16 protein-coding genes are annotated in these 24,742 nt (G+C 72.5%); 3 read left to right on the top strand and 13 right to left on the bottom strand.

Annotation, left to right across the window (positions count from 1 at the left end; all coding sequences use genetic code 11):
* Positions 1 to 49: 49 nt before the first annotated feature.
* The 5 genes from ABZ484_RS10305 to ABZ484_RS10285 all read right to left on the bottom strand — a co-directional run bounded on the left by ABZ484_RS10305 (position 50) and on the right by ABZ484_RS10285 (position 6,672).
* Complete coding sequence (locus tag ABZ484_RS10305; RefSeq protein WP_358865457.1) at positions 50 to 973, bottom strand: LD-carboxypeptidase; 924 nt, start codon at positions 971 to 973, stop codon at positions 50 to 52.
* Positions 970 to 2,949, bottom strand: a complete 1,980-nt coding sequence (locus ABZ484_RS10300; RefSeq protein WP_358865456.1) for a prolyl oligopeptidase family serine peptidase — start codon at positions 2,947 to 2,949, stop codon at positions 970 to 972. Before ABZ484_RS10300 ends, ABZ484_RS10305 begins: the two co-directional genes overlap by 4 nt.
* A 4-nt stretch (positions 2,950 to 2,953) precedes the next feature.
* Positions 2,954 to 4,258 (bottom strand): M20/M25/M40 family metallo-hydrolase, encoded by a 1,305-nt coding sequence (locus tag ABZ484_RS10295; RefSeq protein ID WP_358865455.1) that lies wholly within the window; start codon positions 4,256 to 4,258, stop codon positions 2,954 to 2,956.
* On the bottom strand, positions 4,251 to 5,084 hold the full coding sequence (locus ABZ484_RS10290) for a M55 family metallopeptidase (RefSeq protein WP_358865454.1): 834 nt from the start codon (positions 5,082 to 5,084) through the stop codon (positions 4,251 to 4,253). The genes ABZ484_RS10295 and ABZ484_RS10290 overlap by 8 nt, the downstream gene beginning before the upstream one ends.
* Before the next feature lie 238 nt (positions 5,085 to 5,322).
* Positions 5,323 to 6,672 carry a PLP-dependent aminotransferase family protein gene (locus ABZ484_RS10285; RefSeq protein ID WP_358865453.1) on the bottom strand — a complete coding sequence of 450 codons (1,350 nt, stop codon included), beginning with the start codon at positions 6,670 to 6,672 and terminating at the stop codon, positions 5,323 to 5,325.
* Positions 6,673 to 6,875: 203 nt separating this feature from the next.
* Here ABZ484_RS10285 and ABZ484_RS10280 point away from each other — a divergent pair, with 203 nt between their 5' ends.
* Positions 6,876 to 7,523 carry a LysE family translocator gene (locus tag ABZ484_RS10280; protein ID WP_358865452.1) on the top strand — a complete coding sequence of 216 codons (648 nt, stop codon included), beginning with the start codon at positions 6,876 to 6,878 and terminating at the stop codon, positions 7,521 to 7,523.
* Between the two features lie 50 nt (positions 7,524 to 7,573).
* On the opposite strand, the gene ABZ484_RS10275 is transcribed toward ABZ484_RS10280, so the two are convergent.
* The 8 genes from ABZ484_RS10275 to ABZ484_RS10240 form a co-directional block, all read right to left on the bottom strand.
* Positions 7,574 to 8,443, bottom strand: a complete 870-nt coding sequence (locus tag ABZ484_RS10275; protein ID WP_358865451.1) for a class II glutamine amidotransferase — start codon at positions 8,441 to 8,443, stop codon at positions 7,574 to 7,576.
* Positions 8,444 to 8,458: 15 nt separating this feature from the next.
* Positions 8,459 to 9,889, bottom strand: a complete 1,431-nt coding sequence (locus tag ABZ484_RS10270) for a glutamate decarboxylase (RefSeq protein ID WP_358865450.1) — start codon at positions 9,887 to 9,889, stop codon at positions 8,459 to 8,461.
* Positions 9,890 to 9,971: 82 nt separating this feature from the next.
* Complete coding sequence (locus ABZ484_RS10265; RefSeq protein ID WP_358865449.1) at positions 9,972 to 11,102, bottom strand: glycosyltransferase; 1,131 nt, start codon at positions 11,100 to 11,102, stop codon at positions 9,972 to 9,974.
* On the bottom strand, positions 11,099 to 13,975 hold the full coding sequence (locus tag ABZ484_RS10260; RefSeq protein ID WP_358865448.1) for a bifunctional glycosyltransferase family 2 protein/CDP-glycerol:glycerophosphate glycerophosphotransferase: 2,877 nt from the start codon (positions 13,973 to 13,975) through the stop codon (positions 11,099 to 11,101). Before ABZ484_RS10260 ends, ABZ484_RS10265 begins: the two co-directional genes overlap by 4 nt.
* A gap of 159 nt (positions 13,976 to 14,134) precedes the next feature.
* Positions 14,135 to 14,860 (bottom strand): methyltransferase domain-containing protein, encoded by a 726-nt coding sequence (locus tag ABZ484_RS10255; protein WP_358865447.1) that lies wholly within the window; start codon positions 14,858 to 14,860, stop codon positions 14,135 to 14,137.
* A gap of 315 nt (positions 14,861 to 15,175) precedes the next feature.
* A complete protein-coding gene (locus ABZ484_RS10250) occupies positions 15,176 to 17,668 on the bottom strand; it encodes a SpoIIE family protein phosphatase (RefSeq protein WP_358865446.1) in 2,493 nt (830 codons plus the stop codon).
* A gap of 950 nt (positions 17,669 to 18,618) precedes the next feature.
* Positions 18,619 to 21,099, bottom strand: coding sequence for an MFS transporter (locus tag ABZ484_RS10245; protein WP_358865445.1), 2,481 nt, complete (start codon positions 21,097 to 21,099; stop codon positions 18,619 to 18,621).
* 160 nt (positions 21,100 to 21,259) lie between these two features.
* Positions 21,260 to 21,703, bottom strand: coding sequence for an SRPBCC family protein (locus ABZ484_RS10240; protein WP_358865444.1), 444 nt, complete (start codon positions 21,701 to 21,703; stop codon positions 21,260 to 21,262).
* 198 nt (positions 21,704 to 21,901) lie between these two features.
* Between ABZ484_RS10240 and ABZ484_RS10235 the strand changes: the two genes are divergently transcribed.
* Both ABZ484_RS10235 and ABZ484_RS10230 read left to right on the top strand, forming a co-directional pair.
* Positions 21,902 to 22,972, top strand: a complete 1,071-nt coding sequence (locus ABZ484_RS10235; protein ID WP_358865502.1) for an Rv2578c family radical SAM protein — start codon at positions 21,902 to 21,904, stop codon at positions 22,970 to 22,972.
* 135 nt (positions 22,973 to 23,107) lie between these two features.
* Entirely contained in the window at positions 23,108 to 24,700 is a 1,593-nt protein-coding gene (locus ABZ484_RS10230) for an alpha/beta hydrolase (RefSeq protein WP_358865443.1), read from the top strand.
* Positions 24,701 to 24,742 lie beyond the last annotated feature (42 nt).

Genomic DNA, 24,742 nt, shown 5'->3' with positions numbered 1-24,742 from the left:
CGACGGCACGGCAACGGGACGCCCCCGAGACGCGCCGCCGTCCTCGCGGTCAGCGCAGTGCGGGCGCGTCCAGCGTCAACGTGCCCGCGCCCGCGTCGAGTTCGGCCGCCACCCCGAAGGGAATCGTCAGCGCCCCTTCGCAGTGGCCGAACCCGAACTCCTCGGCGACGGGCACCCCGAGTCCGCCGAGCCGGTCGGCGAACAGGGCCCGCACCCGGTCGGGGTCGTCGCAGTCCCTCCACGACCCGAGCAGCACCCCGCGCACTCCGTCGAGCCAGCCGGCGCGCAGCAACTGGGTGAGATAGCGGTCCAGACGATACGTCTCCTCGCCCACGTCCTCCAGGCACAGCAGACCGCCGGCCCCCGAGGGCCGCGCGGCCGGGGTGCCGAGGTCGGCGGCGAGCAGGGCCAGGCAGCCGCCGAGGGTGACCCCCCGGGCGCGCCCGGGGACCAGGGTCGTGCCGCCGGAGGCGATGGTGCGGACCGTCTCGGGCTCGAACAGGGTCGCCTTCAGGTGCTCCTGCGCCCGGGTGTTCTTGACGAAGTCGACGCCGGCCGTCATCGGCCCGTGCAGGGTGACCAGGCCCAGGCGGCCGGCGAAGGCCTCGTGCAGCGCGGTGATGTCGCTGAAGCCGACGAACACCTTCGGTCCCGCCGCCCGCATCGCGTCCCAGTCGAGCAGGTCGACCATCCGCTGCACCCCGTAGCCGCCGCGGGCGCACAGCACCGCATCCACCGCCGGATCGCACCACGCGCGCTGGAGGTCGGCGGCGCGGTCGGCGTCGGTGCCCGCCAGGTAGTCGAACGTGCCGTGCCGGTCCAGCACATGAGGGGCCACCACCGGCTCCAGGTCCCAGCCCCGCAGCACGTCGAGGCCGGCCTGGAGCCGTTCCTCGGGCACCGGCCCGCTCGGCGCGACGACGGCCACCCGAGCGCCGGAGGCGAGCCGCGCGGGGCGCAGGAGTTCCTTCATGTGTCGAGCTCCAGGGTCGGGATGCCTGCCGTGGCCAGGCCGAACACCTGAGCGTACAGCGACAGCTCCGCCTCCAGGGCCCGCACCATGGTCCCGGCCCGCCGGAACCCGTGCCCCTCGCCCTCGAACGTGAGATACGCGTGCGGCACCCCCCGTCCCTCGAGCCGGGACAGGAACCGCTCGCACTGCACCGGAGGGCAGATCACGTCGTCCAGGCCCTGGAGCAGCAGGAAGGGAGCCGTGATCCGGTCGGCGTGCTCGGCGGGCGAGCGTTCGGCGTACCGCTCCGGCACCTCGGCCAGCGGTCCGACGAGGCTCTCCAGGTACTGCGACTCGAAGTCGTGCGTCTCCCCCGTGCCCCAGCCGGTCAGGTCGAGGATCGGGTAGATGATCGTGCCGCAGGCGTAGACGTCGGTGGCGGCCAGGGAGGCGGCGGTGGTCCAGCCGCCCGCGCTGCCGCCCCGGATCGCGAGCCGCGCGCGGTCGGCGGTGCCCTCCTCGGCGAGCGCCAGGGCGACGGCCGCGCAGTCCTCGACGTCGACGACGCCCCACTGCTCGCGCAGCCGGTTGCGGTACTCCCGGCCGTGCCCGGTCGAGCCGCCGTAGTTGACCTCGGCGACGCCGACGCCCCGCGAGGTGAAGTAGGCGATCTCCAGGTCGAGTACGAGCGGGGCCCGGCTGGTGGGGCCGCCGTGCGCCCACACGACGTAGGGCGGCAGCTCGCCGTCGGGCGCCCGGCACCCGGGGTTGCGAGGCGGGTAGATGTGGGCGTGGACGTCACGGCCTCCCGGCCCGGAGAACGTGCGGATCAGCGGCTCGGGACAGTAGGCGGGGTCGACCGCGTCCTCGTGGGCGGCGCCGATCACCCGGGTGCGCCCGGTCCGGGTGTCCAGCTCCACGACCTCGTAGGAGCTGCTCGGACCGGCCCCGACCGCCACCACTCGCTCGCCGTGCGCCGCGAGCGTGGCGTCGAACTCGCTCCAGGGGCCCACCGCGTCGACGACCTCGCCGGTCTCCGGGTCGAGTATGCCGAGGGTGGCGGCGCCCCGGCCGTGCAGGACGGCGATCAGCCCGCTGTCCAGGGGCGCGAACCAGCGCTGGCCGACCTTCCACAGCGGCCCGCCGAACTCCTCCTCGCGGGGGCACAGCGGCCGCGAGCCGCGGTGGGGATCGGCCTGGTACAGGTTCCACCAGCCGCTGCGGTCGCTGACGTACAGCAGCGAACCGTCGGCGGCCCACTCGGCCTGGGGAATGGACTCCTCGGGGCCGCCGCCGCAGGTCCAGCTCTCGCCGAAGGTGCCGTCCTCCGTGACCTCGGCCATCACCAGTTCCGTGCCGTCCCACGGCATCCGGGGATGGTCCCAGGCCAGCCACACCGCCCGCCGTCCGTCGGGCGAGAGACGGGGGCCGGTCACGAACCGGTGCCGTTCGCCGGTGAGTTCACGCACCGCGCCACGGTCCTCGGCCGCCGAGCCGTCCAGCGGTACGGCGGCCAGGACGCGCCGTACGTCGCCGGGTCCCTCACCGGTGAACTCCTCCAGCACACACCAGACCTCGCCCCGCTCCGGGACCAGCTGCGGGTCGGCCCAGCGCAGTCCGCCGCCGATGGACGAGAGGGGCGTGAGCGGCCGCGGCTCGCCGCCGGGCTCGTAGCGGTAGAGCCGCTGGTCGGCGAAGTTCACGAACACCACCAGCGGCGTGCCGTCCTGGACCGTCCCGGCCCACGGCCGGCCGCCGTACTCGATGACCCGGCTGCGCACGTTCCACGGCGCGGACAGGACCGACTCCTCAGTCCCGTCGGGATGCCGCCGCATCAACGTCCGCCGGCCGCCTTCGGCGGGCCGTGGCTCGGTCCACCACACCTCGTCGCCGACGAAACCCACGAACTCCGGCCTGCCGTCGTGCGCGGCGGCGAGGGCCGCGTCGATCGGCGACGGCCAGGAACCGTACGGCAGGGTCTGCACGTTCTCCCCCATGTGGTCAGGCGGTCCGCAGGAAGCGGTCCAGGACACGGACACCGAAGTGCAGCGCCTCGACGGGGACCCGTTCGTCGACGCCGTGGAAGAGGGCGTTGTAGTCGAAGCCCTCGGGCAGTTTCAGCGGCGAGAAGCCGTAGCCGGTGATGCCGAGCCGCGAGAACTGCTTGGCGTCGGTGCCGCCCGCCATGCAGTACGGCACCACGTGCCCCTCGGGCGCGAACTCCTCGACGGCGGCGCGCATCGCCCGATACGTCGACGAGTCGACCGGCGCCTGGAGTGCCACCTCCCGGTGGTGGAACTCCCAGTCCACGTCCGGGCCGGTCAGCTGGTCGAGGGTGGCGCGGAACTCCTCCTCGCCGCCGGGCAGATACCGCCCGTCGACATGGGCGACGGCCTCCCCCGGGATGACGTTGATCTTGTAACCGGCGTCGAACATGGTGGGGTTGGCGCTGTTGCGCAGGGTGGCCTCGACGAGCCGGGCGGCCGGGCCGAGCTTCTCCAGCAGCGCGTCCACGTTCCGCAGGTCGGCCTCCACGCCGTACAGGGCGGCGAGTTCGGTGAGGGCCGCTCGGACGGTCGGGGTGAGGCGCAGCGGCCACTCGTGGGCGCCGATCCGGGCGACGGCGGCGGCGAGCCGGGTCACCGCGTTCTCCTTGTTGACCTTGGAACCGTGGCCCGCCCGGCCGCGCGCGGTCAGCTTCAGCCAGGCGGTGCCTCGCTCACCGGCCGCGATGGGGTAGATCTGCCGTCCGGCGCCGTCGTGGAAGGTGTAGGCCCCGGACTCGCTGACGCCCTCGGTGCAGCCCTCGAACAACTCCGGGTGCTCGTCTGCCAGGAAGCCGGAGCCGTCCTCGGCACTGGCCTCCTCGTCCGCCGTGAACGCGATCACCACATCGCGGCGCGGCCGCACACCCAGCCGGGCCCAGGAGCGGACCACGGCGAGGATCATCGCGTCCATGTTCTTCATGTCCACCGCGCCGCGGCCCCACACGACGCCGTCGCGGATCTCGCCGGAGAACGGGTGCACGCTCCAGTCCGCGGCCTGAGCGGGCACCACGTCCAGGTGGCCGTGGACGAGCAGCGCGGGCGCCGACGGGTCGGTGCCCTCGACCCGGGCGACCACGTTGGTCCGGCCCGGGGTGCGCTCCAGCATCAGCGGCTCCAGGCCGGCGCCGGAGAGCTGTTCGGCGGCGTACTCGGCGGCCGGGCGCTCCCGGCAGTCGCCGCCGCCCCGGTTGGTGGTGTCGATACGGATCAGGTCGGACGTGAACCGGACGACCTCGTCCAGCGCCGGCGCGTCAGCCATACTGCTCCTCCACCGCGGACGAGGCGATCGTGGTGACCGCCTTGAAGGTCCGGATTCCCTCGAACATGGTGTCGCTGGTGTACGCCACCTTGCGCTCGCCGACACGGGCCACGCCGGGGACGACGGTGGCGGCCATGGCGAGGTGCTCGGCGTCGAACTCCAGCGCGATCGTGAACGGCCCGCCGCTCACCGGCTCATGACGGGCCGCCAGGGACACCGCCTCCTTGGCCGCCGCGCGGATGTCGGCGGCGGTGCGGGCCGGCGTGCGGCACACGGCCGCGTACCGCGACACATGGTCCTTCACCGCGACCTTCAGCGCCTCGGGGGCGTACCCGAGCGCGTCCTCGCAGGCCACGTCGTCGCCGGTGACCAGGACGACCGGCACACCGTACTCGGCGACCACGTGCGCGTTGAGCAGGCCCTCGCTGGCCCGTACGTCGTTCAGCCACACCCCGGTGATGGAGTTGGCCAGGTAGGTGTGGGCGAGCACGCCCTCCATGCCGGCGCCCGCGTGGTAGCCGACGAAGGCGATTCCGTCCACGTCACCGTGCTGCACGCCCTCCACCATCGAGAGCGACTTGTGCCGCCCGGTGAGCATCTGCGCCCGCTCGTCCAGCCGTTCGAGCAGCAGATTGCGCATGGACCAATGGGCCTCGTTGATGAGGACCTCGTCGGCGCCGCCGTCGAAGAAGCCCAGCACGGCCGCGTTGACATCGGAGGTGAACATCGACCGGCACCGCTCCCACTGCGGTGTCCCCGGCAGCACGTCGGCGGGCCAGGTCACCCCCGTGGCGCCTTCCATGTCGGCGCTGATGAGGATCTTCATGGCTCGAAACCGTACGCGCTGCCCGGCCGCCTCGGCCAGAGCTGTGGATAACTGTCGGTGGTCCGGACCACTGAAGTCCCCTCGTACGGTCTACGACCAGGCCTTTCCACGGAAACGACCGGCCGTGGGACCGCCCTCTGAACCGACGTCCTGCTCCCGTGGAGCGCCGGGACCACCACGTCGCCGGGCTCTGCGATGCCCCACGGACGCGTACCACTGGTATCGCCTGCAGCAGTCGTCAATCGGTGACGAGGTCCTCCGGCGCGGACCGGGCGAGTTCGGCGAGAACGCCGAGCGCCTGGGAGAGGACGTCCGGCCGGGGCGAGGCCAGGCCCACGCGGATCGCGTTGGGGGCGTGGCCGCCGCCGACGGTGAACGCGGCGGCGGGCACCACCCCGATGCCGTGCCGTGCGGCGGCGGCCACGAACGTGTCCGCGCGCCACGGGCGGGGCAACTGCCACCAGCAGTGGTAGGAGCGCGGATCGCTCCGCACCGCGAAACCGGCGAGGTACCGGGCCGCGATCTCCTGCCGGGCCGCCGCTTCCCGTTGCTTGGCGTCCACCAGCTTCTTCACGGTGCCGTCCTGCTGCCAGTGATGGGCGGCCTCCAGGGCGAAGCGCATGGGGGCCCAGCCGCCCGACCGGAGGGCGGCGGCGATCTCGCTCGCCATGGCCTCGGGCGCCACCGCGAAGCCGAGAGTCAGACCGGGGGCGATGCGCTTGGACAGGCTGTCGATCAGTACGGTCCGCTCGGGGGCGTAGGCGGCGAGTGGAGGCAGTTCGTCGCGCAGGAACGCCCAGACGGCGTCCTCGACCGCGGGGATCCCGAGCCGCGGCAGCAGGTCGGCCAGCCGCTCCATCCGCTGCGTGGGCATGCTGAGCGAGAGCGGGTTGTGCAGCCTCGGCTGCACGTAGACGGCGTGCAGCGGGGCGGCGGCATGGGCCTCCTCCACGGCCTCCGGGATCAGTCCGGCCCCGTCCATGGCCAGCGGGACGAGGGTGATGCCGAGGCGGGCGGCGACGGCCTTGACGACGGGATACGTCAACTCCTCGACGCCGAGGCGTCCGCCCTGCGGCACCAGGGCGGTGATGACGGCGGAGACGGCCTGCCGCCCATTGCCCGCGAACAGGATCCGTGCGGGGTCGGCGCGCCAGCCCCCGCAGGCGAGGATGTCGGCGGCGGACGCCTGGACGGCCGGGAGGCCGGCCGCGCCGACCGGTCGCAGGGCGTGCCCGAGGGCGTCGGGCCGCGACAGTCCTGCGAGGCCCTCGGCGAGGAGTGCGCTCTGCTCGGGTACGACCGGATAGTTGAGCTCCAGGTCGATCCGGCCGACCGCCGGTTCCGTGAGCGCGGGGGCAATGACCCCGGACTCCGCCCACGCCGCGCGCACGAACGTGCCGCGTCCCACCTCACCCAGCGTCAGGCCACGGCGGGCCAGTTCCTGGTACACGCGCGTGGCTGTGGAATTGGCGATGCCGTGCTGCCGCGCGAACTCGCGCTGCGGGGGAAGGCGGTCGCCCGGCCGCAGGGAACCGGACGCGATCTCCGCCGCGACCGCATCGGCGACGCTCTGATAGTCCTTCGACAAGACGCGCTCCCCTGGTCCGTCCGGCGGCCTCCACTCAAGCACACCATTGCACTCAGTGCAATATTTTTATTGCACCGAGCCGTCGATCGCAATAGCCTTCCCACATTGCCCCGACAGCATGAAGGGTGCACGCGAGGCCCCGGCCCACCGCCTGGCCATGTCGCAGAACGGCAGTGCAATGTACCTACGGAAAAGGGGCATTCATGGTTGAACTCAGCGGGATCCTCGGCGTGACGGTGGTGGCGCTCGGCATGGTGCTCACCCCCGGGCCGAACATGATCTACCTCGTCTCGCGCAGCATCACCCAGGGCAGACACGCCGGGATGATCTCCCTCGGCGGTGTGGCACTGGGCTTCATGGTGTACCTGGTCGCCACGAACGTGGGGCTGTCGGTGGTCTTCCTCGCCGTTCCCGAGCTGTACGTCGCGGTGAAACTGGCCGGCGCCGCCTACCTCGCCCTTCTGGCCTGGAACGCCCTGAAGCCGGGCGGCGTCTCCGTCTTCGCCCCGCAGGACGTGCCGCACGATTCACCGCGCAGGCTGTTCGCCATGGGCCTGATGACGAACCTGCTCAACCCGAAGATCGCCGTCATGTACCTTTCCCTCATCCCCCAGTTCATCGACCTGGACAGGGGCCACGTCCTCCTCCAGGGCCTCGTCCTCGGCTCGATCCAGATCGTGGTGAGCGTCGCGGTCAACATGACCATCGTGCTCGCCGCCGGCACGATCGCCGTCTTCCTCTCCCGCCGTCCCTCCTGGCTGAAGGTGCAGCGCTACCTGATGGGCACGGTGCTCGGCGCCCTCGCCGTCTCCCTCGCCGTCGACACGTCGGGCCCCGCCCACTCCGGCTGACCGGACGGCGCGACAGCGGATGCCGGACCGAACGTCCCGGGACAGCACACCTAGGCGGCCTGTTGGGAAGCGGCCGCTGCGGGGCGCAGGTCGTCCAGGGCGAGCTGGTGCGCCGGCGGGTCGGGCAGCACGACACGGTGGGTGGTGCGCAGGTCGGCGCCCACGGCGATCAGTTCGCCCGGCTCCATCAGGCGCCAGTCGGGGTTGTCGTCCATGCGTTCGCTGGCGACGACCACGGCGGGACGGTCGGCCAGAGGGGCGCAGTGCACCCGCATGCGACCGTGGCTGCCGCTGTGGTCCAGGTGCCGCGTGCCGTACGGGCCGCCCGCCGGGCGCTGGAGGACGTACAGCTCGTGCGTGGCGGGGTAGCGCAACGCCCACAGCCGGTCGGGGGTGATGAGGACGAGATTGAGGGCGTAGACCGGCAGGTTCCCGGCGATCCAGCGGGCGGCGTGCTCGATGCCGGCGGAGACGTCACCGCCGTGGCGCCGGGTCTCCCGGGTGATGAGGGCGAAGAACCGCTCGGAGTCGGTGTCCCCGCGGACCAGGGTCCGGTCCTCGCCCAGGTGGTCGTCGAGCCGGTCGAGGCCCTCGATGACCCCGTTGTGCGCGAACAGCCGCCCGTCCTGCTCGAAGGGGTGGGTGTTGCGGGCGTCCAGGCTGCCGGTGGAGGCGTAGCGCACATGGGCGAGGAAGGTGGCGGACTCCACCTGACGGGCGTCCTCGGCGAAGGCGCGGTCCGCGTAGGCCGCGATCGGGGCCTTGTCCACGTGCGGCGTGCCGTCGGCGGAGAAGTAGCCGAGACCGGTGCCGTCGGGGTCGCGGTGGCTCTGCCGGCTGAGGCTGTCGGGGGCGTCGAGGAGCCAGAACGTGGCGTGGGTGCGCCGTGGGGCGCTGCTGAGGCCGAACAGGCGGCACATCGGGTACCTCCTCGGTCAGTGGCGCCCCGGGCGGCGTACGTTCTTCGTCTCCGCGCCATGGGCGAAGTTGTTGGTGTCGTCGGCGCTGCGGTGCGGCTCCGGCTGCTTCTCCAGCCGGGTCAGGACGCGGCGCAGGTCCTCCAGGAGCAGGTCGGCCAGGTCGTGGCTGAAGCCGTTGCGGACCACGATGCGCAGCACGGCGAGGTCGGTCCGGTCCTTCGGGAAGGTGTACGCGGGCACCAGCCAGCCGCGTTCCCGGAGTGCGGCGGAGACGTCGAAGACGCTGAAGTTGCCCACGTCCTCGCGCACCCGGAAGGCGAAGACGGGGATCTCGTCGCCGCGGGTGATCAGTTCGAACGGGCCGAGTGCCGCGATCTCGTCGGCCAGCCGGGTGGCGACGTCACGGCAGGTCTGCTGCACCTTCCGGTAGCCGTCGAAACCCAGCCGCAGGAAGGTGTAGTACTGGGCGACGACCTGGGCGCCCGGCCGGGAGAAGTTCAGCGCGAAGGTCGGCATGTCGCCGCCGAGGTAGTTGACGTGGAAGACCAGATCGTCGGGGAGGGCCTCCTGGTCGCGCCACAGGGCCCAGCCGACTCCGGGCATGACCAGCCCGTACTTGTGGCCGGAGGTGTTGATGGAGGCGACCCGCGGGAGCCGGAAGTCCCACACCAGCTCCGGGTCGAGGAAGGGGGCGATCATCCCGCCGGACGCGCCGTCGACGTGGATAGGAATGTCCAGGCCGGTACGGGACTGCAGGTCGTCCAGGGCCGCGGCGATGTCGGCGACCGGCTCGTAGCTGCCGTCGAAGGTGGAGCCGAGGACGGCGACGACCCCGATGGTGTTCTCGTCGCACAGCTCGACCGCCTTCTCGGGCGTGAGGTGGAACCGGTCCCCCTCCATCGGCACATAGCGCGGCTCGACCTCGAAGTAGTCGGCGAACTTGTCCCAGCAGATCTGCACGTTGATGCCCATGACCAGGTTGGGCCGCTCGGTGGACTTGCCCTCGGCGCGGCGCCGGTGCTGCCAGCGCCGCTTGAGGGCCAGTCCGCCGAGCATCGCCGCCTCGCTCGATCCGGTCGTCGAGCAGCCGATCGCGTGCCGCGGGTCCTCGGCGTGCCACAGCCGGGCGAGCATGTGGACGCAGCGCAGCTCGAGCTCCGCGGTCTGCGGATACTCGTCCTTGTCGATCATGTTCTTCTGGGCGCACTCGTCCATCAGCCGCAGGGCCTGCGGCTCGGCCCAGGTGGAGACGAACGTCGCCAGGTTCTGCCGGGCGTTGCCGTCGAGCATCAGCTCGTCGTGCACCACCTGGTAGGCGGTGTCCGGCTCCATCTCCCCCTCCGGCATCGCGTACCGCGGCACCCGCAGGGGCTCCCGGCTGAAGAGCGGATTGACCGCCAGGTCCCGGCTCTCACCGCGGTGGTCAGGGGAATGCCTCACGGTCATGCGCTCCGTCCTCCATGCGTCGTCGGTGTCGCCGATGGATCTTCGCGTGGGCGAGTGCCCGGGCCGTCACCAGGCGGCCGGTTCAGCGCTCCAGGAAGTCGAAGAGCTCTTCCCAGCGGTCGGTGATCGTCTCCGGGTCGAACCGCCGTGCGCTGCGCAGGGCCTGCTCACCCATGGAGTCGCGCAGCTGTTCGTCGGACATCAACCGGACCAGATGGCGGGCGAGTTCGAAGGTGTTGCCGGGCCGGGCCAGCAGCCCGTCCTCCTCGTGGCCGACGATCTCGCGCACACCGGGCGCGCAGTCGAACGCCACACAGGGCACGCCGCAGGCCATCGCCTCGAGCAGCACCAGCGGGAAGCCCTCGCCGCGCGAGGACTGCACGAACACGGAGGAGGCGCGCAGCGCCCCGGGCACGTCGTCGGTCTGCCCGGCGAAGTCCACCGAGTCCTCCAGCCCGAGGTCCGCGCACCGCTGCCGCAGCTCCGCCTCGGCCTCTCCCCTGCCGTAGATGCGCAGGGTCCAGCCGGGCTGCCGCTGCGCGGCCTCGGCCCAGGCGTCCAGGAGCAGGTCGACACCCTTCTCGTGGGAGAGCCGGCCGATGCTCGCGACCACCTTCTCGGTGCGCTGCGACGGGGTGTCGGGCACGATCGGCAACGGGTTCGGCATGAACCCGAGGTTGTTCAGGCCCTCGCCGACCCAGCGGTCGGCGTCCTCCTGAGTGAGCGCCAGCAGCCGGTCGACGTCCTTGAAGTACTTCTTCACCCGTGCGAACCGGGCGGTCTTGCGGCACGTCTCGAAGGACTCGTGGGTCATGCCGATGACACGGTGTCCGGCGGTGTCCGCGAGCGCCACCCACTCCATCGCCCACACCTGCGCGACAATGATCACCGCCCCGGGCCGGGCGGCGCGGAACAGCGTCGTGAGGCGGGCGGCGGCGGTGCGCATATGGGCCTCGTGCCGGCGCACGGCCGGGTCGGCGGAGCCCAGCAGGCGGCGCGCCCGGGGACGGCCGGACGGCCGGCGGGCGTACAGCGTCTCCGTCCGGTACGGGGGCTCGCCGAGGTCCATCGGATGGTGGGCGGGGGCGATGCCGACGACGGTGACCCGGTGGCCCCGGTCGGCCAGCATCCGGGCCATCTGGGTCTGCCAGCGGCCCACGCCGCCGAGTTCGTCGACCTCGTTGGCCACAAAGAAGATGTCGCGCTGGGTCATCGGGCCTCTCCCGCGGGGCCGAAGAAACGGTCCACGATCTGCGCCGCGGCGTCCCCGCGGTCGTACTCACCGTACTTGTCCACGAACTCCTTCAGCCGCGCCTCGTGGGCCGCGCCCACGGTGCTCAGGTCGCCGAGCACGTCGAAGAGTTCCTCGGCGGTGCGCGGGACGGGACCCGGCGCCTCGGCGAGCAGGTCGAAGTAGGTGCCCCGGGTGTCCTGGGCGTACTCCTCCCAGTCGTGTGCGTAGAACACGATGGGCCGCTGGAGCAGGGCGTAGTCGAACATCACGGAGGAGTAGTCGGTGATCAGGGCGTCGGCGAGCAGCATCAGCGGGGTGATGTCCGGCTCCGCGCTGACGTCGATCACGCGTCCGGCCACCGACGGGGGCAGGGTGAGACGGTTGAGGTAGTGCGCCCGCACGAGCAGGGTCCAGTCGTCGCCGAAGCGGGCGGCGAAGCCCTCCACGTCGAACGGGAACTCGAAGTCCTTCACACGGCCGTCGGAACGGGCGCGGAACGTGGGCGCGTACAGCAGGACCCGCCGGTCCGGGTCAATGCCGAGGCGTTCGGCGAGCCGCTGCGCCTCGGGGTCGGGCGCGGCGCCCTGCCGGGCCCGCACCAGGGCGTCGTTGCGCGGATAGCCGGTGCGCAGCAGCTTGTCCTCGGGGATGCGGTAGGCGCGGGCCAGGGTGCGCACGTCGTGCTCGCTGCGCACCACGAAGTGGTCGAAGCGGTCCAGGGCCTGCTGGTAGGAGCGTTGTTCGGGCTCGGACAGCATCCGCAGGCCGGGCTCGTCGAAGCCCATCCGCTTCAGCGCGGAGCCGTGCCAGGTCTGGATGTACGTGGTCTCCGGGCGCTTGGTCAGGCGCAGCGGGTAGCCCTGGTTGTCGATCCAGTACTCGGCCTGGGCGAGCGCCTTGAGGTAGCCCCACGACCAGCGGCGCACCAGCTCCGCGTCCTTCGGGAAGCCCTGGGGGCGCTCACCGGCGTAGGACCAGATCGGGGTGATCGGCGTGCCGCGGCGCCGCAGCTCCTCGTAGATCGCGCGCGGGCTGTCGCTGTACTGCTTGCCGAGGTGGCTCTCGAAGACGACGGTGCCCTTGCGGACGGGCAGCCTGGTCAGCATGTGCTCGTAGACCTGGAGTTTGCGGGTGCCGGAGTTCAGGTCCCGGCGCAGGGCCCGGAGTTTGCGGTAGGCGCCCTTGGCGGCGCGCGCGGGGCGGCCGTGCAGGTTGCGCTCCACGGCGGCGCGCCCGGTGCGGGCCAGCCGGCTGTGCTGGGTGAGCCGGAAGGCCAGGTGTCCCTTGGCGGACACCTGGGCCTGGAGCCGGTCCGCCATGAGCCGGGTGAGCCGCGGCCGGACGGGGACGTCCTCGGCGTGCTCCAGGTCGACGGCGCCGACGGTGAGCCGGCTGGTGGTCCGCTTGCCGTCCACGGTGAGGTGCAGCCGCACGTCCCAGACGTCGTCGACGATGCCGAGCGGCCTGAGCCGCCGGGCCAGCGGCACCTCGGCCCGCCAGGCGATCGTGTCGCCCTGGTGGCGCGGGGCGGGCACCGGGAAGGTGAAGGTCTGCAGGCTGCGTCGGCGGGCGCGGAACTCCAGCTCGGCGGTGAGCTTCGCGTCCGGGGCGATGGTGTGCAGCGGGTTGACGACCTCGCCCGCGAGCACCACCTCGCCGCCGCGCGCGACGTACTCGGTGAGCCGGTTGCGCAGGTACATCTGGTGGAGCCGCTTGGCGTGGTAGCCGAGCGTGGTGACGTCCAGGACGGAGCGCATCTCCTCGTCGTCGAGGTAGCGGTCGGTCCAGTAGATCCGGCCGTCCCGCTCGGTCAGCGGTGCGGAGATCTTGTTCCGGTTGAGCAGCGTGTCGATGGCCGGCATCAGGTCGGCCCAGTCCTCGCGCAGCAGCAGCTGGGCGCAGATGGCGTGGACGCGGTCGAGTTCGGCGTAGGCGGCCTCGGGGAAGTCCTGGACGTAGCCACGGGCCAGCTCGGCGAAGCGGTGCCGGTAGTCGTCGTCGAGGAACGGCAGTTCCCGCAGGTACAGCACCAGGTCGTGCTTGAGGAACTTGATGTCCTTGCGCAGCTTCAGCTCGTCCTGCCCCTGGCGGTCCAGGATGGCGTCGATACGGCGGTGGATCTCGACGCGGTCCGCGAAGTTGCTGATCTCGTTGCGCCGGTTGCTGATCGACTTCACGGTCGTCTTCTGGACCACGTTCCAGAAGTAGACCGTGTTGGGGATGAGCGTGATCCGGCGCGCGGCCAGGTAGGCCTGGGCCGAGAAGAGCAGGTCCTCGTAGTGGATGCCGCGCGGGAAGGCGAGGTCGTTGCCGAGGAGGAAGTCGCGCCGGTAGCACTTGTTCGTCGACAGGGTGTCGAAGACGAACAGGTCCGGCAGCTCGGCGACGGAGTCGAGGGTGCGGGTCTCGCGGTACAGCCAGGGGTACCACTGGACCCGCTTGTCGTGCCGGCTGTCGGTGTGAACCCGGACACACAGGGCGGAGACGAGGTCGGCGTCGGTGCGGTCGGCGGCCTCGACCATGTTGCGGCACGCGTTGCGCTCGAGTGTGTCGTCGCTGTCCAGGAACATCACGTACCGGCCGCGGGCCACCTTCACGCCCTGGTTGCGAGGCTCTCCGCAGCCGCCGCTGTTCTCGGGCAGCCGGATGGCGCGGACCTTGTCGGGGTGGGCCGCGGCGAGCGCCTGCGCGACCTCGTAGGAGCCGTCCGTCGAGCAGTCGTCGGCGATGATCACCTCGACATTGCGCAGTGTTTGCTCAAGGACGGAACCTACGGCCGTCGGAAGTCTCTCTTCGTCGTTGTAGACGATGACGACAACACTGACGTCCGGATCGGGCGCGACGGTCGACACGGCCACCTCTCGTCTCTGTTCCGTTCGGCGTGCGGTGGAAGTGGACGTAACCCTACAGGCTGTAGGGAGCGCACCGATCCCCACCCCCTCCAAACTACGCCAATGCGACAATACGCCGCCCCACTGACACGCAGACCGCCCCCCGCCCCCGGGCGCCCCTCACCGGGCGCGGCCGGCCACGAGCCACTTCGAGGGCAGTTCGATCCGGTGGCCGTCGGGTGCGAACTCCGTGGTCGCGAGGGGGAGTTCGCCGTCGTCGAGCACGGTGAGGCCGGCCGCGCGCAGATACCGTGGCACGGCGGCGTCGGCCACCTCACCGGGGGCGATGCCGTGCCGGAAGACCGGGGCGAGCTTGGCCGGTGGGCCGGCGGGGTCCTGTGCCAGCCGGCCCAGGACCGGCCGGGCCGTCTCGGACAGCTCGACGAGGAAGACCCGGCCGCGCTCGCCGGCGAGGACGGCGAGGCAGTCCACGAGCGACTGCCGGTCGTCCGGATCGCACTGGTGCAGTACGCCGCGCATGTAGACGTTGGCGTCACCGAGCTCGGCGTGCAGACTCTCGGCCTCGGCCTTGTCGGCCGCGTCCAGGACCCGGTACGACGCCCGTCCGCCGGGGTCGGCGTGCCGGGCGTGCTCGATGGCCGCGGCGGCGATGTCGGCGCCGACCACGCGCGGGAAGCGGCCGGCGAGGAAGCGGGTCTGGGTGCCGTTGCCGCACCCGAGGTCGACGAGAGGCAGTTCCGGCTCGGCGAGGTGCGGTGCGAACAGCGGGAGCTGGAGACCGGCGGTCAGCGCCGGCTCGGAGTCCCAGAACACCGCCCCCGGCTCGTCGGGCACCTCGGCCCAGAACCCCTCCCACGCCTGACGGTACCGACTGGTCACGCTCATGCCCAACTCCCCTGTGTACGGCGGTGATCCGTCCTAAGTGACGGGCCAGTACGGTCTATCGCGCACAGTTCCCGGTCACAAGCGCCCGACGCGTTCCTTCACGGCCGAGCGCGAGTCGCACACGCCGGTGCACCAGCCGCGCATGTCGGGTGGTGCATGGGCGTACGTGGGGGCGCGCGGGGGTGGTTCGAGGCGCGCGCGGGATACGACGCGTGCGCGGGGTCGGGCGTTGCGCAGGGTGTGGTGTGTGCGCACTGTGGGGAGTGTGCGTGGGTTGGGTGTGCGCTCAGGGTGGGTGTGCGCGCAGGGCCCGGCTCAGCGGCGGGGCAGGGTGAGTTCGAACCAGACCGTCTTGCCGGTGGGGGTGCGGGTGGTGCCCCACTCGCGGGCCAGGGTGCTGACCACGCGCAGGCCACGGCCCGACTCGTCGGTGGGACCGGCGCTCAGCAGGGTCGGCAGGTCGTGGTCGTCGTCCTCGACCTCGCACAGCAGCGTGTCGCCGCGGACCAGACGCAGCTCGACGGGCCGGCCGTGGGAGTGCCGTACCGCGTTGGTGACCAGCTCGCTGACCAGCAGCTCGGCGGGGTCGGCCAGCCGGGCCAGCCCCCAGGTGTGGAGCTGCTCGCGGACCGCCGCGCGGGCGCGTCCCACCTGTGCCGGGTCCCGGCTCAGGCGCCACTCGGCCACGTCCTCCGGCTCGATGCCGCCCAGCCGGACCAGCAGCAGGGCCACGTCGTCCTTGCGGCCCCCGCGGGTGGCCAGCGCGCGGATGATCGTGTCGCAGGCGTCGTCCATGGACGCGGCCGGGTGGGCGGCGGACTCGCACAGGGTGGCGAGCCCCACACCGATGTCCTCGCCGCGCACCTCGACCAGCCCGTCGGTGCACATCACCAGCCGGTCGCCCGGCCGCACCCGCACCCGTACCGCCTCGAAGGGCACCCCGCCCACGCCGATGGGTGCCCCCGTGGGCAGCTCCAGCAGCTCGCTGCGGCCGTCCTCGGCGCGCACCAGGACGGGCGGGATGTGGCCCGCGTTGGCGAGGAGCAGTTCGCCCGCGATGGGATCGTAGACGGCGTAGAGGCAGGTCGCGAGGTAGGTGTCGCCGAGCCGCTGGGCCAGGTCGTCGAGGTTGCGCAGCAGTTGTGCGGGCGGCAGGTCGAGCGCCGCCATGGTCTGCACGGCCGTGCGCAACTGCCCCATCATCGCCGCCGAGTTCAGCCCATGGCCCATCACGTCGCCGACGACGAGCGCGGTGCGGGCGCCGGGCAGCTTCACCGAGTCGAACCAGTCGCCGCCGACCCGGCCGAGCAGCGTGCCCGGCAGATAGCGGGTGGCGATGTCGCAGCCCGCCATCCGCGGCGGGATGTGCGGCAGCATGCTGTCCTGGAGGGTCTCGGCGACGCTCTCCTGGTACGTGTACATGCGGGCGTTGTCGAGCACGAGACCGGCGCGTGCGGCGAGTTCGGCGCCGGTCACCCGGTCCATGTCGTTGAACTCGGCCCGCTCGGGGTGGCGCAGCAGGATCATGAAGCCGAGGACGACGTTGCGCGCCTTCAGGGGGACGACGAGCATCGAGCGGTGGGTGATCAGCGGCCGGATGTCGCGCTTCTCGAACTGCGAGGCGATGGCGTGACCCATCTCCTCGCTGATGCGCGGCACGAGCACGGGCTCGCCGCTCGTCATGCACTGGAAGAACGGCGTGTGCGCGGGGAACGGCATGGCCTCGCCGACCGGCACCACGTCGTCCCAGCGGCCGGGCTCGTCGGTGTGCTCCAGGGCCACCCGGTGCCACATGGTGGTCGTGTCGGGGACACCCTCGGGGAACCCCTCCCCGGCGACGACCTGCTCGCGCAGATAGGTGCCGGCGACATCGGTGAAGCGCGGTACGACGGCCTTGCTGACCTCGACGATGGTCCGCGCGAGGTCGAGCGAGGTGCCGATCCGGCCGCTGACCTCGTTGAGGAACTCCAGGTGTTCGCGGACGGCCGCGTACTCCAGGTCGACGCCCTCGTCGTCGGTGGCTTCCTGCGGCACGGGCAGGCCCTGCGCGACGGCCCGTGCGGCCCGCTCCCGGCGGGCCCGGCGCTCGGCGCGGCGGGCCACGCCCCAGTCGGGGGTGACGGGCACCCGGTCGTTCTGGCTGAACTCCAGGACCGGATAGCCCAGTTCGAGGACCTGCGCGACGATCCGGGCGCTCTCGTCGACGCTCATGCTGGGCATGATCTCCGGCAGCCTGCGGGCCAGCTCCTCGGCGCCGGGGAAGTCGGTGTGCAGGGCGAAGGCCGGCGCGATCCGCTCGAACGCGAGGGCCGTGTCCGGCCCGCCGGGATCGTCGGCCTCTCCGGGGCGCAGTCCGTCCGCGTCGGCGGCGAGCACCAGCAGCCGCTCCCGGCCGGGGCCGACCAGCGGGTACGCCCACCACAGGACGTCGAGGCGGTCCCGGCCCGGCACGGTGAGCCGGGCGCGGCCCGCCGCGGGGTAGGACAGCCGCCCGTCGAGTGAGGTCTCCAGGCCGGGTCCGAGCCCGTCGTGAACGGCGGACGCGGGATGCCGGGCGTCGTCGGGCTCGTCGGCCAGGGCGCCGGAGACCGGCAGCAGGTCCACGGCCGGGCGGCCGATGGCCTCCTCCTTGCCGGTGCCGAACAGCCGCCCCGCGCCTCGGCTCCAGTGCGACACCAGGCCGTCGTGGTCGACCACGACCACGGCGAGCGGGACCCGGCCGGCCGCCGTGGCGTCCGCCGCCGGCGCACCGCTCCCGCCTCCCGGTCGGCGGCCGGGAGGTACGTCCCCTTCGGTGCCACGGTCCATGGCACAGGCCCCTCTCCCCACGGCTCCGCAAGATCTCTTCCCCCCCGGCCACCACGGTACGGCGCGGACCCGTCGCGATGTGTGGCAATACCGGAATTGTTGTCACGGCACCCGCGCCGGGCACACCCCCACGCCCACCCCGCCCCTCCGGCCGAATCCCCAGCCCCCGAGCCCACCGGCAAACCGACACACCGCCCCTCAGGACACGGCCCCGCCGGCCGGCCCCGCGACCACGACCCCGCCGACCGACACCCCGACCCCCAGACACGCCTCGCCGGACGAACCCCAGGGCCAAGCACGCCGGCAAACCGGCACACCGGCCCCGCGGCAGCACCTCTCCACCGGCACCCCGGTCCGGCCCCGGGCGCCCTTTTCCGGACAGCCCCCAGGTCCGGGTACGCCCACCGACCAGTACCCCGGCCACGACCACAGCCCCACCGACCGACACCCCGGCCCCAGGCACACCGCTCGGAATCAGCCGCCAGGTCCGGGCGCGCCCACCGACCAGCCCCGGCCACGGCCACAGCCCCGCATGACCGACACCCCGGCACCCAAGGACACCCCGTCGGCCACACCCGGCCTCGGTCACAACCTGCCGACCGGCAGCCCCGCCCCCGGGCGCGCCTCGCCGGCCGGCGCCACGGCTCGCCGGCCGCGTGCCGTCCGGCCGGCGCCCCAGGGCTCCCGGCACGCTCCGTCGGCCGGCCCCTCTGCCTCCGGGCCCGATCCGCAGGGCGGCATCCCCGCCGCCCAGGCACGCCCGTCGGCCAAGACCTCGGCCCCGGCCGCAACCCGCCGACCGGCACCCCCGCCCCGGCCGCAACCCGCCGACCGCCACCCCCGCCCCCGGGCGCGCCCCGGCGACCTGCACCCGCTCCCTGGACACGGCGCCCTTCGGCCGACCCTCCCCCGGCCCCGGCCACGTTCGCCCGGCCCCCTCGATGGCCCGGTCAGTCCTCGTGGCCGAGTTGGAGGTCCCGTTCGGTGCGGCCACCGCCCGCCACCTGGAGGACCGTGGCGACCGGGGGGTAGCCGGCCGCGATCACCGTGTACTCGCCGGAGGAGAGGTCCACGAAGCGGAACGTTCCGTCCGGTCCGGTGGTGAGGGTGTCGACGACGTTTCCGGCCGCGTCGAGCAGGGTGACGCGCGCGTCCTCCACGGGCCGCCCACCCCCGGCCCGTACCGTGCCGCGCAGCACGGCGCCGCCCGCCAGTTCCACGTCCTGGCGGGTCTCCCGCGAGGCCTGCACGCTGACAGGGAGTGCGGTCGGGCGGAAGGCGGGGGCGCTGGCGGCCAGGGTGTACTCCCCGGCGACCAGCTCGGTGATGACGTAGCCGCCCTCACGTCCGCTGCGGGTGCCGGCGACGACCTCGCCGTGCACGTTGGTCAGGGTGACGGCGGCGTCCCGCACGGGGGTGCCGTCCGCGGTGCACACGGTGCCCGCGAGGCGTCCGGCACCGCCGAGGACGACGTCGAGTTCGACGGGCCGCTCGCCGACGGTCACGGAGACCGCCTGCGGCTGGTGCCCTCCGGCGGCGGCGATCAGGACGTACGCCCCGGAGCCCGGCGTGGACAGCGCGTACCGCCCGTCCTCACCGCTCGCCCCCCGCCCGATCTGCTGGCCGCCGACGTCGATGAGGGTGAGCGCCGCACGGGGCACGACGGTGCCGTCCGCGTGCTGCACGGTGCCGCAGACGGGGATTCCGGCCGGGTACGGCGAACGCGCCTGCGGCACGCCCGGGGCCGAGACGCCGGTGGCCGGTGCGGCGGGCTCCGTCCCGTAGGCGGGCTCCGTCCCGTAGGCGGGCGCGCCCTCGTACGCGGGTGCGGCGGGGGTGTTGTGGGACACCAGAGGTTTCTCCTTGAGGAAGAAGGCGATGAGCAGGCCGAGCACCAGGACCGGCACGAGATACAGGAAGATCCGCGGCATGGCGTCGGCGTACGCCTGGACATAGGCGTCGCGCAGGGCCGGCGGCAGTGTGCGCACCACCTGAGGGGTGATCGACTCGGGGTCGGGCAGGCCGGCGCCCGCGCGCGCGGGAAGGCGGTCGTGCAGGGCGTCGGTGAGCCGGTCGGCGAAGAGGGTGCCGAAGACGGCGGCGCCGACGCTGCCGCCGATCTGCCGGAAGTAGTTGTTGGCGCTGGTCGCCGTGCCGAGGTCGGCGGGGCGCACGGAGTTCTGCACGGCGAGCACCAGGACCGGCATGACCAGGCCGATGCCGGCGCCGAGCACGGCCATCCAGACGCTGTACTCCAGCCGGGTGGTGCCGATCTCCAGGCGGGACAGCAGCCACATGCCGACGGCGGACAGGGCGCAGCCGAGGACCGGGTAGATCCGGTAGCGGCCGGTGTGGCTGATGAGCTGCCCGGAGAGGATCGACGCGCCCACGACGCCGCCCATCATGGGCAGCATCAGCAGTCCGGACTCGGTGGCCGAGGCGCCGTCGGCCATCTGCAGGAAGGTCGGCAGATAGCTGGCCGCGCCGAACAGCGCCACGCCGACGACGAGCCCGACCAGGCCGCTGATGTTGAAGACGGAGTCCCGGAACAGCCGCAGCGGGATGAGGGGTTCGGCGGCGTAGTGCTCGGCGACCACGAAGAGGACGGCGGCCGCGGCGGCTCCGGCGCCGAGGCCGATGATGACGTGCGAGCCCCAGGCGTACTCGGTGCCGCCCCAGCTGGTCAGCAGCACCAGGCAGGTCGAGGAGGCGGCGAGCAGCAGGGTGCCCGGCACGTCGAAGCGGGCCTTGACCCGGGTCCTGGGCAGTTTGAGGACGACCGTGACGACGGCGAAGGTGACCAGGCCGAAGGGCACGTTGATGTAGAAGCACCAGCGCCAGGACAGATGGTCGGTGAAGTACCCGCCGAGCAGCGGCCCGGCGACGGAGGCGAGGCCGAAGGCGGCGCCGATGAGTCCCATGAACCGGCCGCGCTCGCGGGGCGGCACGATGTCCGCGATGATGGCCTGCACCCCGATCATCAGCCCGCCCGCGCCGATGCCCTGCACGGCCCGGAAGGCGATCATCTGGTCCATGGTCTGGGCCCGGCCGGCGAGCGCCGAGCCGATGACGAAGACGCCGATGGCGAACTGGAACACGCCCTTGCGGCCGATGAGATCGCCCAGTTTGCCGTAGACGGGCAGCCCGACGGTGGCCGTGAGCAGGTAGGCGGTGATCGCCCAGGACATCTTGTCCAGGCCGTGCAGCTCGCCGACGATCTTGGGCAGCGCGGTGGCCACGATCATCTGGTCGAGCGCGGCGAGCAGCAGCGCGAGCATCAGCCCGAGGAAGACCAGCCGCACCCGGCGGGGGCCGAGACGAGGGACGGCGTCCGGCGGTGCGGCCGGCGTCCGCGCGGCCGTCGCCGCGGCGGCGGTGTCCGGGGGCGGCGGCACGACCGGTTCGTCCTGCACCAGAGTGATCCCGCCCACGCGCCTCTCCCTCGTCGCTTGTGCCGCGTCATGTCCACGCGTACCGCGACAACTACGTACAAGCGCGACGAGTTACGGCGTTGGGCAAGGCTGTGGGGAGATCACTCGAACCGGTGAGGGGCCAACAGGGCCCGTCGAGGGGTGAGTTGCGACCCCTGATCTACTTCTCGACCTCGGCGGCGAGCTTGGCGAGCACGGCGTCGTAGATCCGGGCGAGGCCCTTGGGTGCGAACGTCTTCTCGAAGAAGCCGCCGATACCGCCGGCGCCCTTCCAGGTGGTGGTGACGACGACCCGGGAGCGGTCCTCGCCGGCCGGGGTGACCCGCCAGGTGGTGACCATGGAGGAGTTGCGGTCCTTCTCGACGAGCTCGCCGTCGGTGGGCTCGCTCACCTCCAGGAGGCAGTCGCGGATCCGCTTGCTGGTGGCCTGGAGCTTCCAGTGGACGAGGGTGCCCTCGCCGTCCCCGCCCTCGCGCACCTCGTACTCGCTGAAGTGCTCGGGCAGCAGCCGTTCACGGGTGCCGCTGTAGTCGGCGAGGGCGTCGAACACCTTCTCCGCGTCCGCCGCGACGACCCGCTCCGTAGTGGCCTCGACCTGCGCCATGGGGTTCCTCCAGGACATCCGTTCTCGGGGTTGGGACACAGCCAACCACCCCGCTCCCGGGACCCCAAATCGGGGTCCGGCAAGTGATCGGATCCGGCGACCCGGGCGATCAGGAACGGCGGCCGAGCGATCGCCCGCACGATCAAGGGAACACATGTTCTATTCTGCTGTCCAGTGCCACCGAACAAGGGAGGCGTGATGCGCTGGGACAACCTCACAGCGGACTCCGGGGGCTCCGGAGCCCCTGAACACAGCCGGGCCGACGCCGCACTGTTCGGCGCGGACGCGGTGACCACCCGCACCTTCGACACGCCCGAGTTCGCCGGGATCACCTTCCACGAGATCCGGGCCCGCTCGATCATCAACCGCGTGCCGGGCGCCTCCCGGATGCCGTTCGAGTGGACCGTCAACCCCTACCGGGGCTGCACGCACGCGTGCGTGTACTGCTTCGCGCGCAAGACGCACAGCTATCTGGACCTGGACACCGGGCTCGGCTTCGACACCCAGATCGTGGTCAAGGTGAACGCGCCGGAGCTGCTGCGCCGCCAGCTGGCCTCGCGCCGCTGGCCGGGCGAGCACATCGCGATGGGCACCAACGTCGACTGCTACCAGCGGGCCGAGGGCCGCTACCGCCTGATGCCGGGCATCCTGGCCGCCCTGCGCGACCACGCGAACCCGTTCTCGATCCTGACCAAGGGCACGCTCATCCTGCGCGACCTGGACCTGCTGACGCAGGCGGCCGAGGTCACCGACGTGGGCATCTCCGTCTCCGTCGGCTTCACCGACCCCGAGCTGTGGCGCACCGTGGAGCCGGGCACGCCCGCGCCGGAACGCCGCCTGGACGTCGTCCGCACCCTCGGCGAGCACGGGATCGGCTGCGGGGTCCTTATGGCCCCGGTGATCCCGTTCCTCAGCGACCACCCGGACCGGCTGCGGGCGACGGTACGGGCGATCGCGGCGGCCGGGGCCACCTCGGTCACCCCGCTGACGCTGCATCTGCGGCCCGGCGCCCGCGAGTGGTTCATGGCCTGGCTCGGCCGGCACCACCCGCATCTGGTGCGCCGTTACGAGCGCCTGTACGCCGAGGGCGCCTACGCCCCGAAGTGGTACCAGCGCCGGATCACCCGTCAGGTGCACGACCTGGCGCAGGAGTACGGCATCGGGCCCACGCGCGCGGGCATGCCGCGGCGCATCCGCCCGGCGGAGCCGGACACCGGCGCACCGCATCCGCCCTCGATGTCCGAGCCGGTCCAACTCACGCTCATCTGAGGTCGTTCGAGCGCATCGCACGGCCCAATCGGGTCAACAATCGTCGGAACGCGTTCTTACATGGGTGCTTTCCGGGACGATGCGGCGAGGATCGCCAGACCAGCGGTCCGCAGCCTCTCCGTCCTGGGAGGACGCATGAGAAAACGCGCCGCCGCGCTGTTCGGCGCCGCCGCCGTCGTCGCCGGTTCCGTCACGGCCGTCCCCGCCGACGCGAGCCCGTCGCACCCCGCGGCCGCCGTCCGGGCCCCCGCGGTCAGCTGGAGGAAGTGCGGCACCACCGACCATCCGACCCTGCAGTGCGGATCCCTGAAGGTGCCGCTGGACCACCGGCACCCGGCCGGGCGGCAGATCACCCTGGCGCTGTCCCGCGTCCCGCACACCGCGAAGACCTACCAGGGGCCCCTGCTGGTCAACCCGGGCGGCCCCGGCGGCAGCGGGCTCTCGCTCGCCTCCTTCGTGGCCTCCTCGCTGCCCAAGGCGGTCGCGGCGCAGTACGACGTCATCGGCTTCGACCCGCGCGGGGTGGGCGCCAGCGAACCGGCCATGACGTGCGACCCCGACTACTTCAAGCCGGTGCGTCCGGACTCGGTGCCGAGCACCCCCGCGCTGGAGAGGGCCAACCTCGCGCGCGTGAAGTCCTACGCCGCCGCCTGCGGCCGTAAGTACGCGAGCCTGCTGCCGCACATCGACACCGTCGACGCGGCCACGGACATGGACTCGATCCGCCGGGCCCTCGGCGCACGGAAGATCAACTACTTCGGCTACTCCTACGGCACCTACCTCGGCGCGGTGTACGCCAAGCTCTTCCCCGGGCGGGTGCGCCGCCTGGTCCTGGACTCGGTCGTCGACCCGAACGGAGTCTGGTACGACGACAACCTCCAGCAGGACTACGCCTTCAACGACCGCCACCGCGCCCTCATGGCGTGGATCGCCAAGTACGACGCGACGTACCGGCTGGGCACGGATCCGGCGGCGGTCGAGGCCAAGTGGTACAGGATGCGGGCTGCGCTCGCCCGCCACCCCGCGGACGGCAGGGTCGGCGCCTCCGAACTGGAGGACACCTACATCCCGGGCGGCTATTACAACGGCTACTGGCCCGCCCTCGCCCGGGCGTTCGCGGCGTACGTCAACGAGGGGAAGACCGGGCCGCTCGTCCAGGCCTACGCCGACTACGGCGCCGTCGACGCCGCGGGCGCCAACGGCTACGGCGTCTACACCTCGGTGCAGTGCCGTGACACCTCCTGGCCCCACGACTGGACGCGGTGGCGCGCGGACAACTGGGCGGTGTACGGCAAGGCACCGTTCATGGCCTGGAACAACGCCTGGTACAACGCACCCTGCGCCTTCTGGCCGGCCGCGTCCCGGCGGCCGGTGGACATCGCCAACGACGAACTGCCGCCGGTCCTGTTGTTCCAGGCGACCGACGACGCGGCGACCCCCTACGAGGGAGGGGTGAGGGTCCATCACCTCCTGGCCGGCTCCCGCCTGGTCGTCGAGCGGGGCGGCGGCAACCACGGCATCACGCTGAGCGGGAACGGCTGCCTGGACGGGTACCTGACGCGGTATCTGACGGACGGCACGGTGCCGCACGGCCGGGCCGGCGCGGCGGACGCGGTGTGCGGGAAGCTGCCCGATCCGAAGCCCGAGCGCACGAAGGCGGCGGTCCCCTCCTCGTCCGGCGCGTCGCGCGGTGCGACGCTGCACGGGCTGGTGGGCTTCCGCGGCTGATCCGGCCGCCGGGGGCGGGGGCCGTGCCCGGTTGTCAGACCC

The organism is Streptomyces sp. NPDC006393 (assembly GCF_040628575.1).
GTDB lineage: Bacteria > Actinomycetota > Actinomycetes > Streptomycetales > Streptomycetaceae > Streptomyces.
Note: the sequence above shows the minus strand (reverse complement) of the source record. Positions and strands in the feature narration are given on the sequence as shown.

Excerpts from the sequence above, each read along its gene's own strand:
- ABZ484_RS10305 (WP_358865457.1), bottom strand. The coding sequence starts at position 973 with ATGAAGGAACTCCTGCGCCCCGCGCGGCTCGCCTCCGGCGCTCGGGTG.
- ABZ484_RS10300 (WP_358865456.1), bottom strand. The coding sequence starts at position 2,949 with ATGGGGGAGAACGTGCAGACCCTGCCGTACGGTTCCTGGCCGTCGCCG.
- ABZ484_RS10295 (WP_358865455.1), bottom strand. The coding sequence starts at position 4,258 with ATGGCTGACGCGCCGGCGCTGGACGAGGTCGTCCGGTTCACGTCCGAC.
- ABZ484_RS10290 (WP_358865454.1), bottom strand. The coding sequence starts at position 5,084 with ATGAAGATCCTCATCAGCGCCGACATGGAAGGCGCCACGGGGGTGACC.
- ABZ484_RS10280 (WP_358865452.1), top strand. The coding sequence starts at position 6,876 with ATGGTTGAACTCAGCGGGATCCTCGGCGTGACGGTGGTGGCGCTCGGC.
- ABZ484_RS10275 (WP_358865451.1), bottom strand. The coding sequence starts at position 8,443 with ATGTGCCGCCTGTTCGGCCTCAGCAGCGCCCCACGGCGCACCCACGCC.
- ABZ484_RS10270 (WP_358865450.1), bottom strand. The coding sequence starts at position 9,889 with ATGACCGTGAGGCATTCCCCTGACCACCGCGGTGAGAGCCGGGACCTG.
- ABZ484_RS10265 (WP_358865449.1), bottom strand. The coding sequence starts at position 11,102 with ATGACCCAGCGCGACATCTTCTTTGTGGCCAACGAGGTCGACGAACTC.
- ABZ484_RS10255 (WP_358865447.1), bottom strand. The coding sequence starts at position 14,860 with ATGAGCGTGACCAGTCGGTACCGTCAGGCGTGGGAGGGGTTCTGGGCC.
- ABZ484_RS10250 (WP_358865446.1), bottom strand. The coding sequence starts at position 17,668 with ATGGACCGTGGCACCGAAGGGGACGTACCTCCCGGCCGCCGACCGGGA.
- ABZ484_RS10240 (WP_358865444.1), bottom strand. The coding sequence starts at position 21,703 with ATGGCGCAGGTCGAGGCCACTACGGAGCGGGTCGTCGCGGCGGACGCG.
- ABZ484_RS10235 (WP_358865502.1), top strand. The coding sequence starts at position 21,902 with ATGCGCTGGGACAACCTCACAGCGGACTCCGGGGGCTCCGGAGCCCCT.
- ABZ484_RS10230 (WP_358865443.1), top strand. The coding sequence starts at position 23,108 with ATGAGAAAACGCGCCGCCGCGCTGTTCGGCGCCGCCGCCGTCGTCGCC.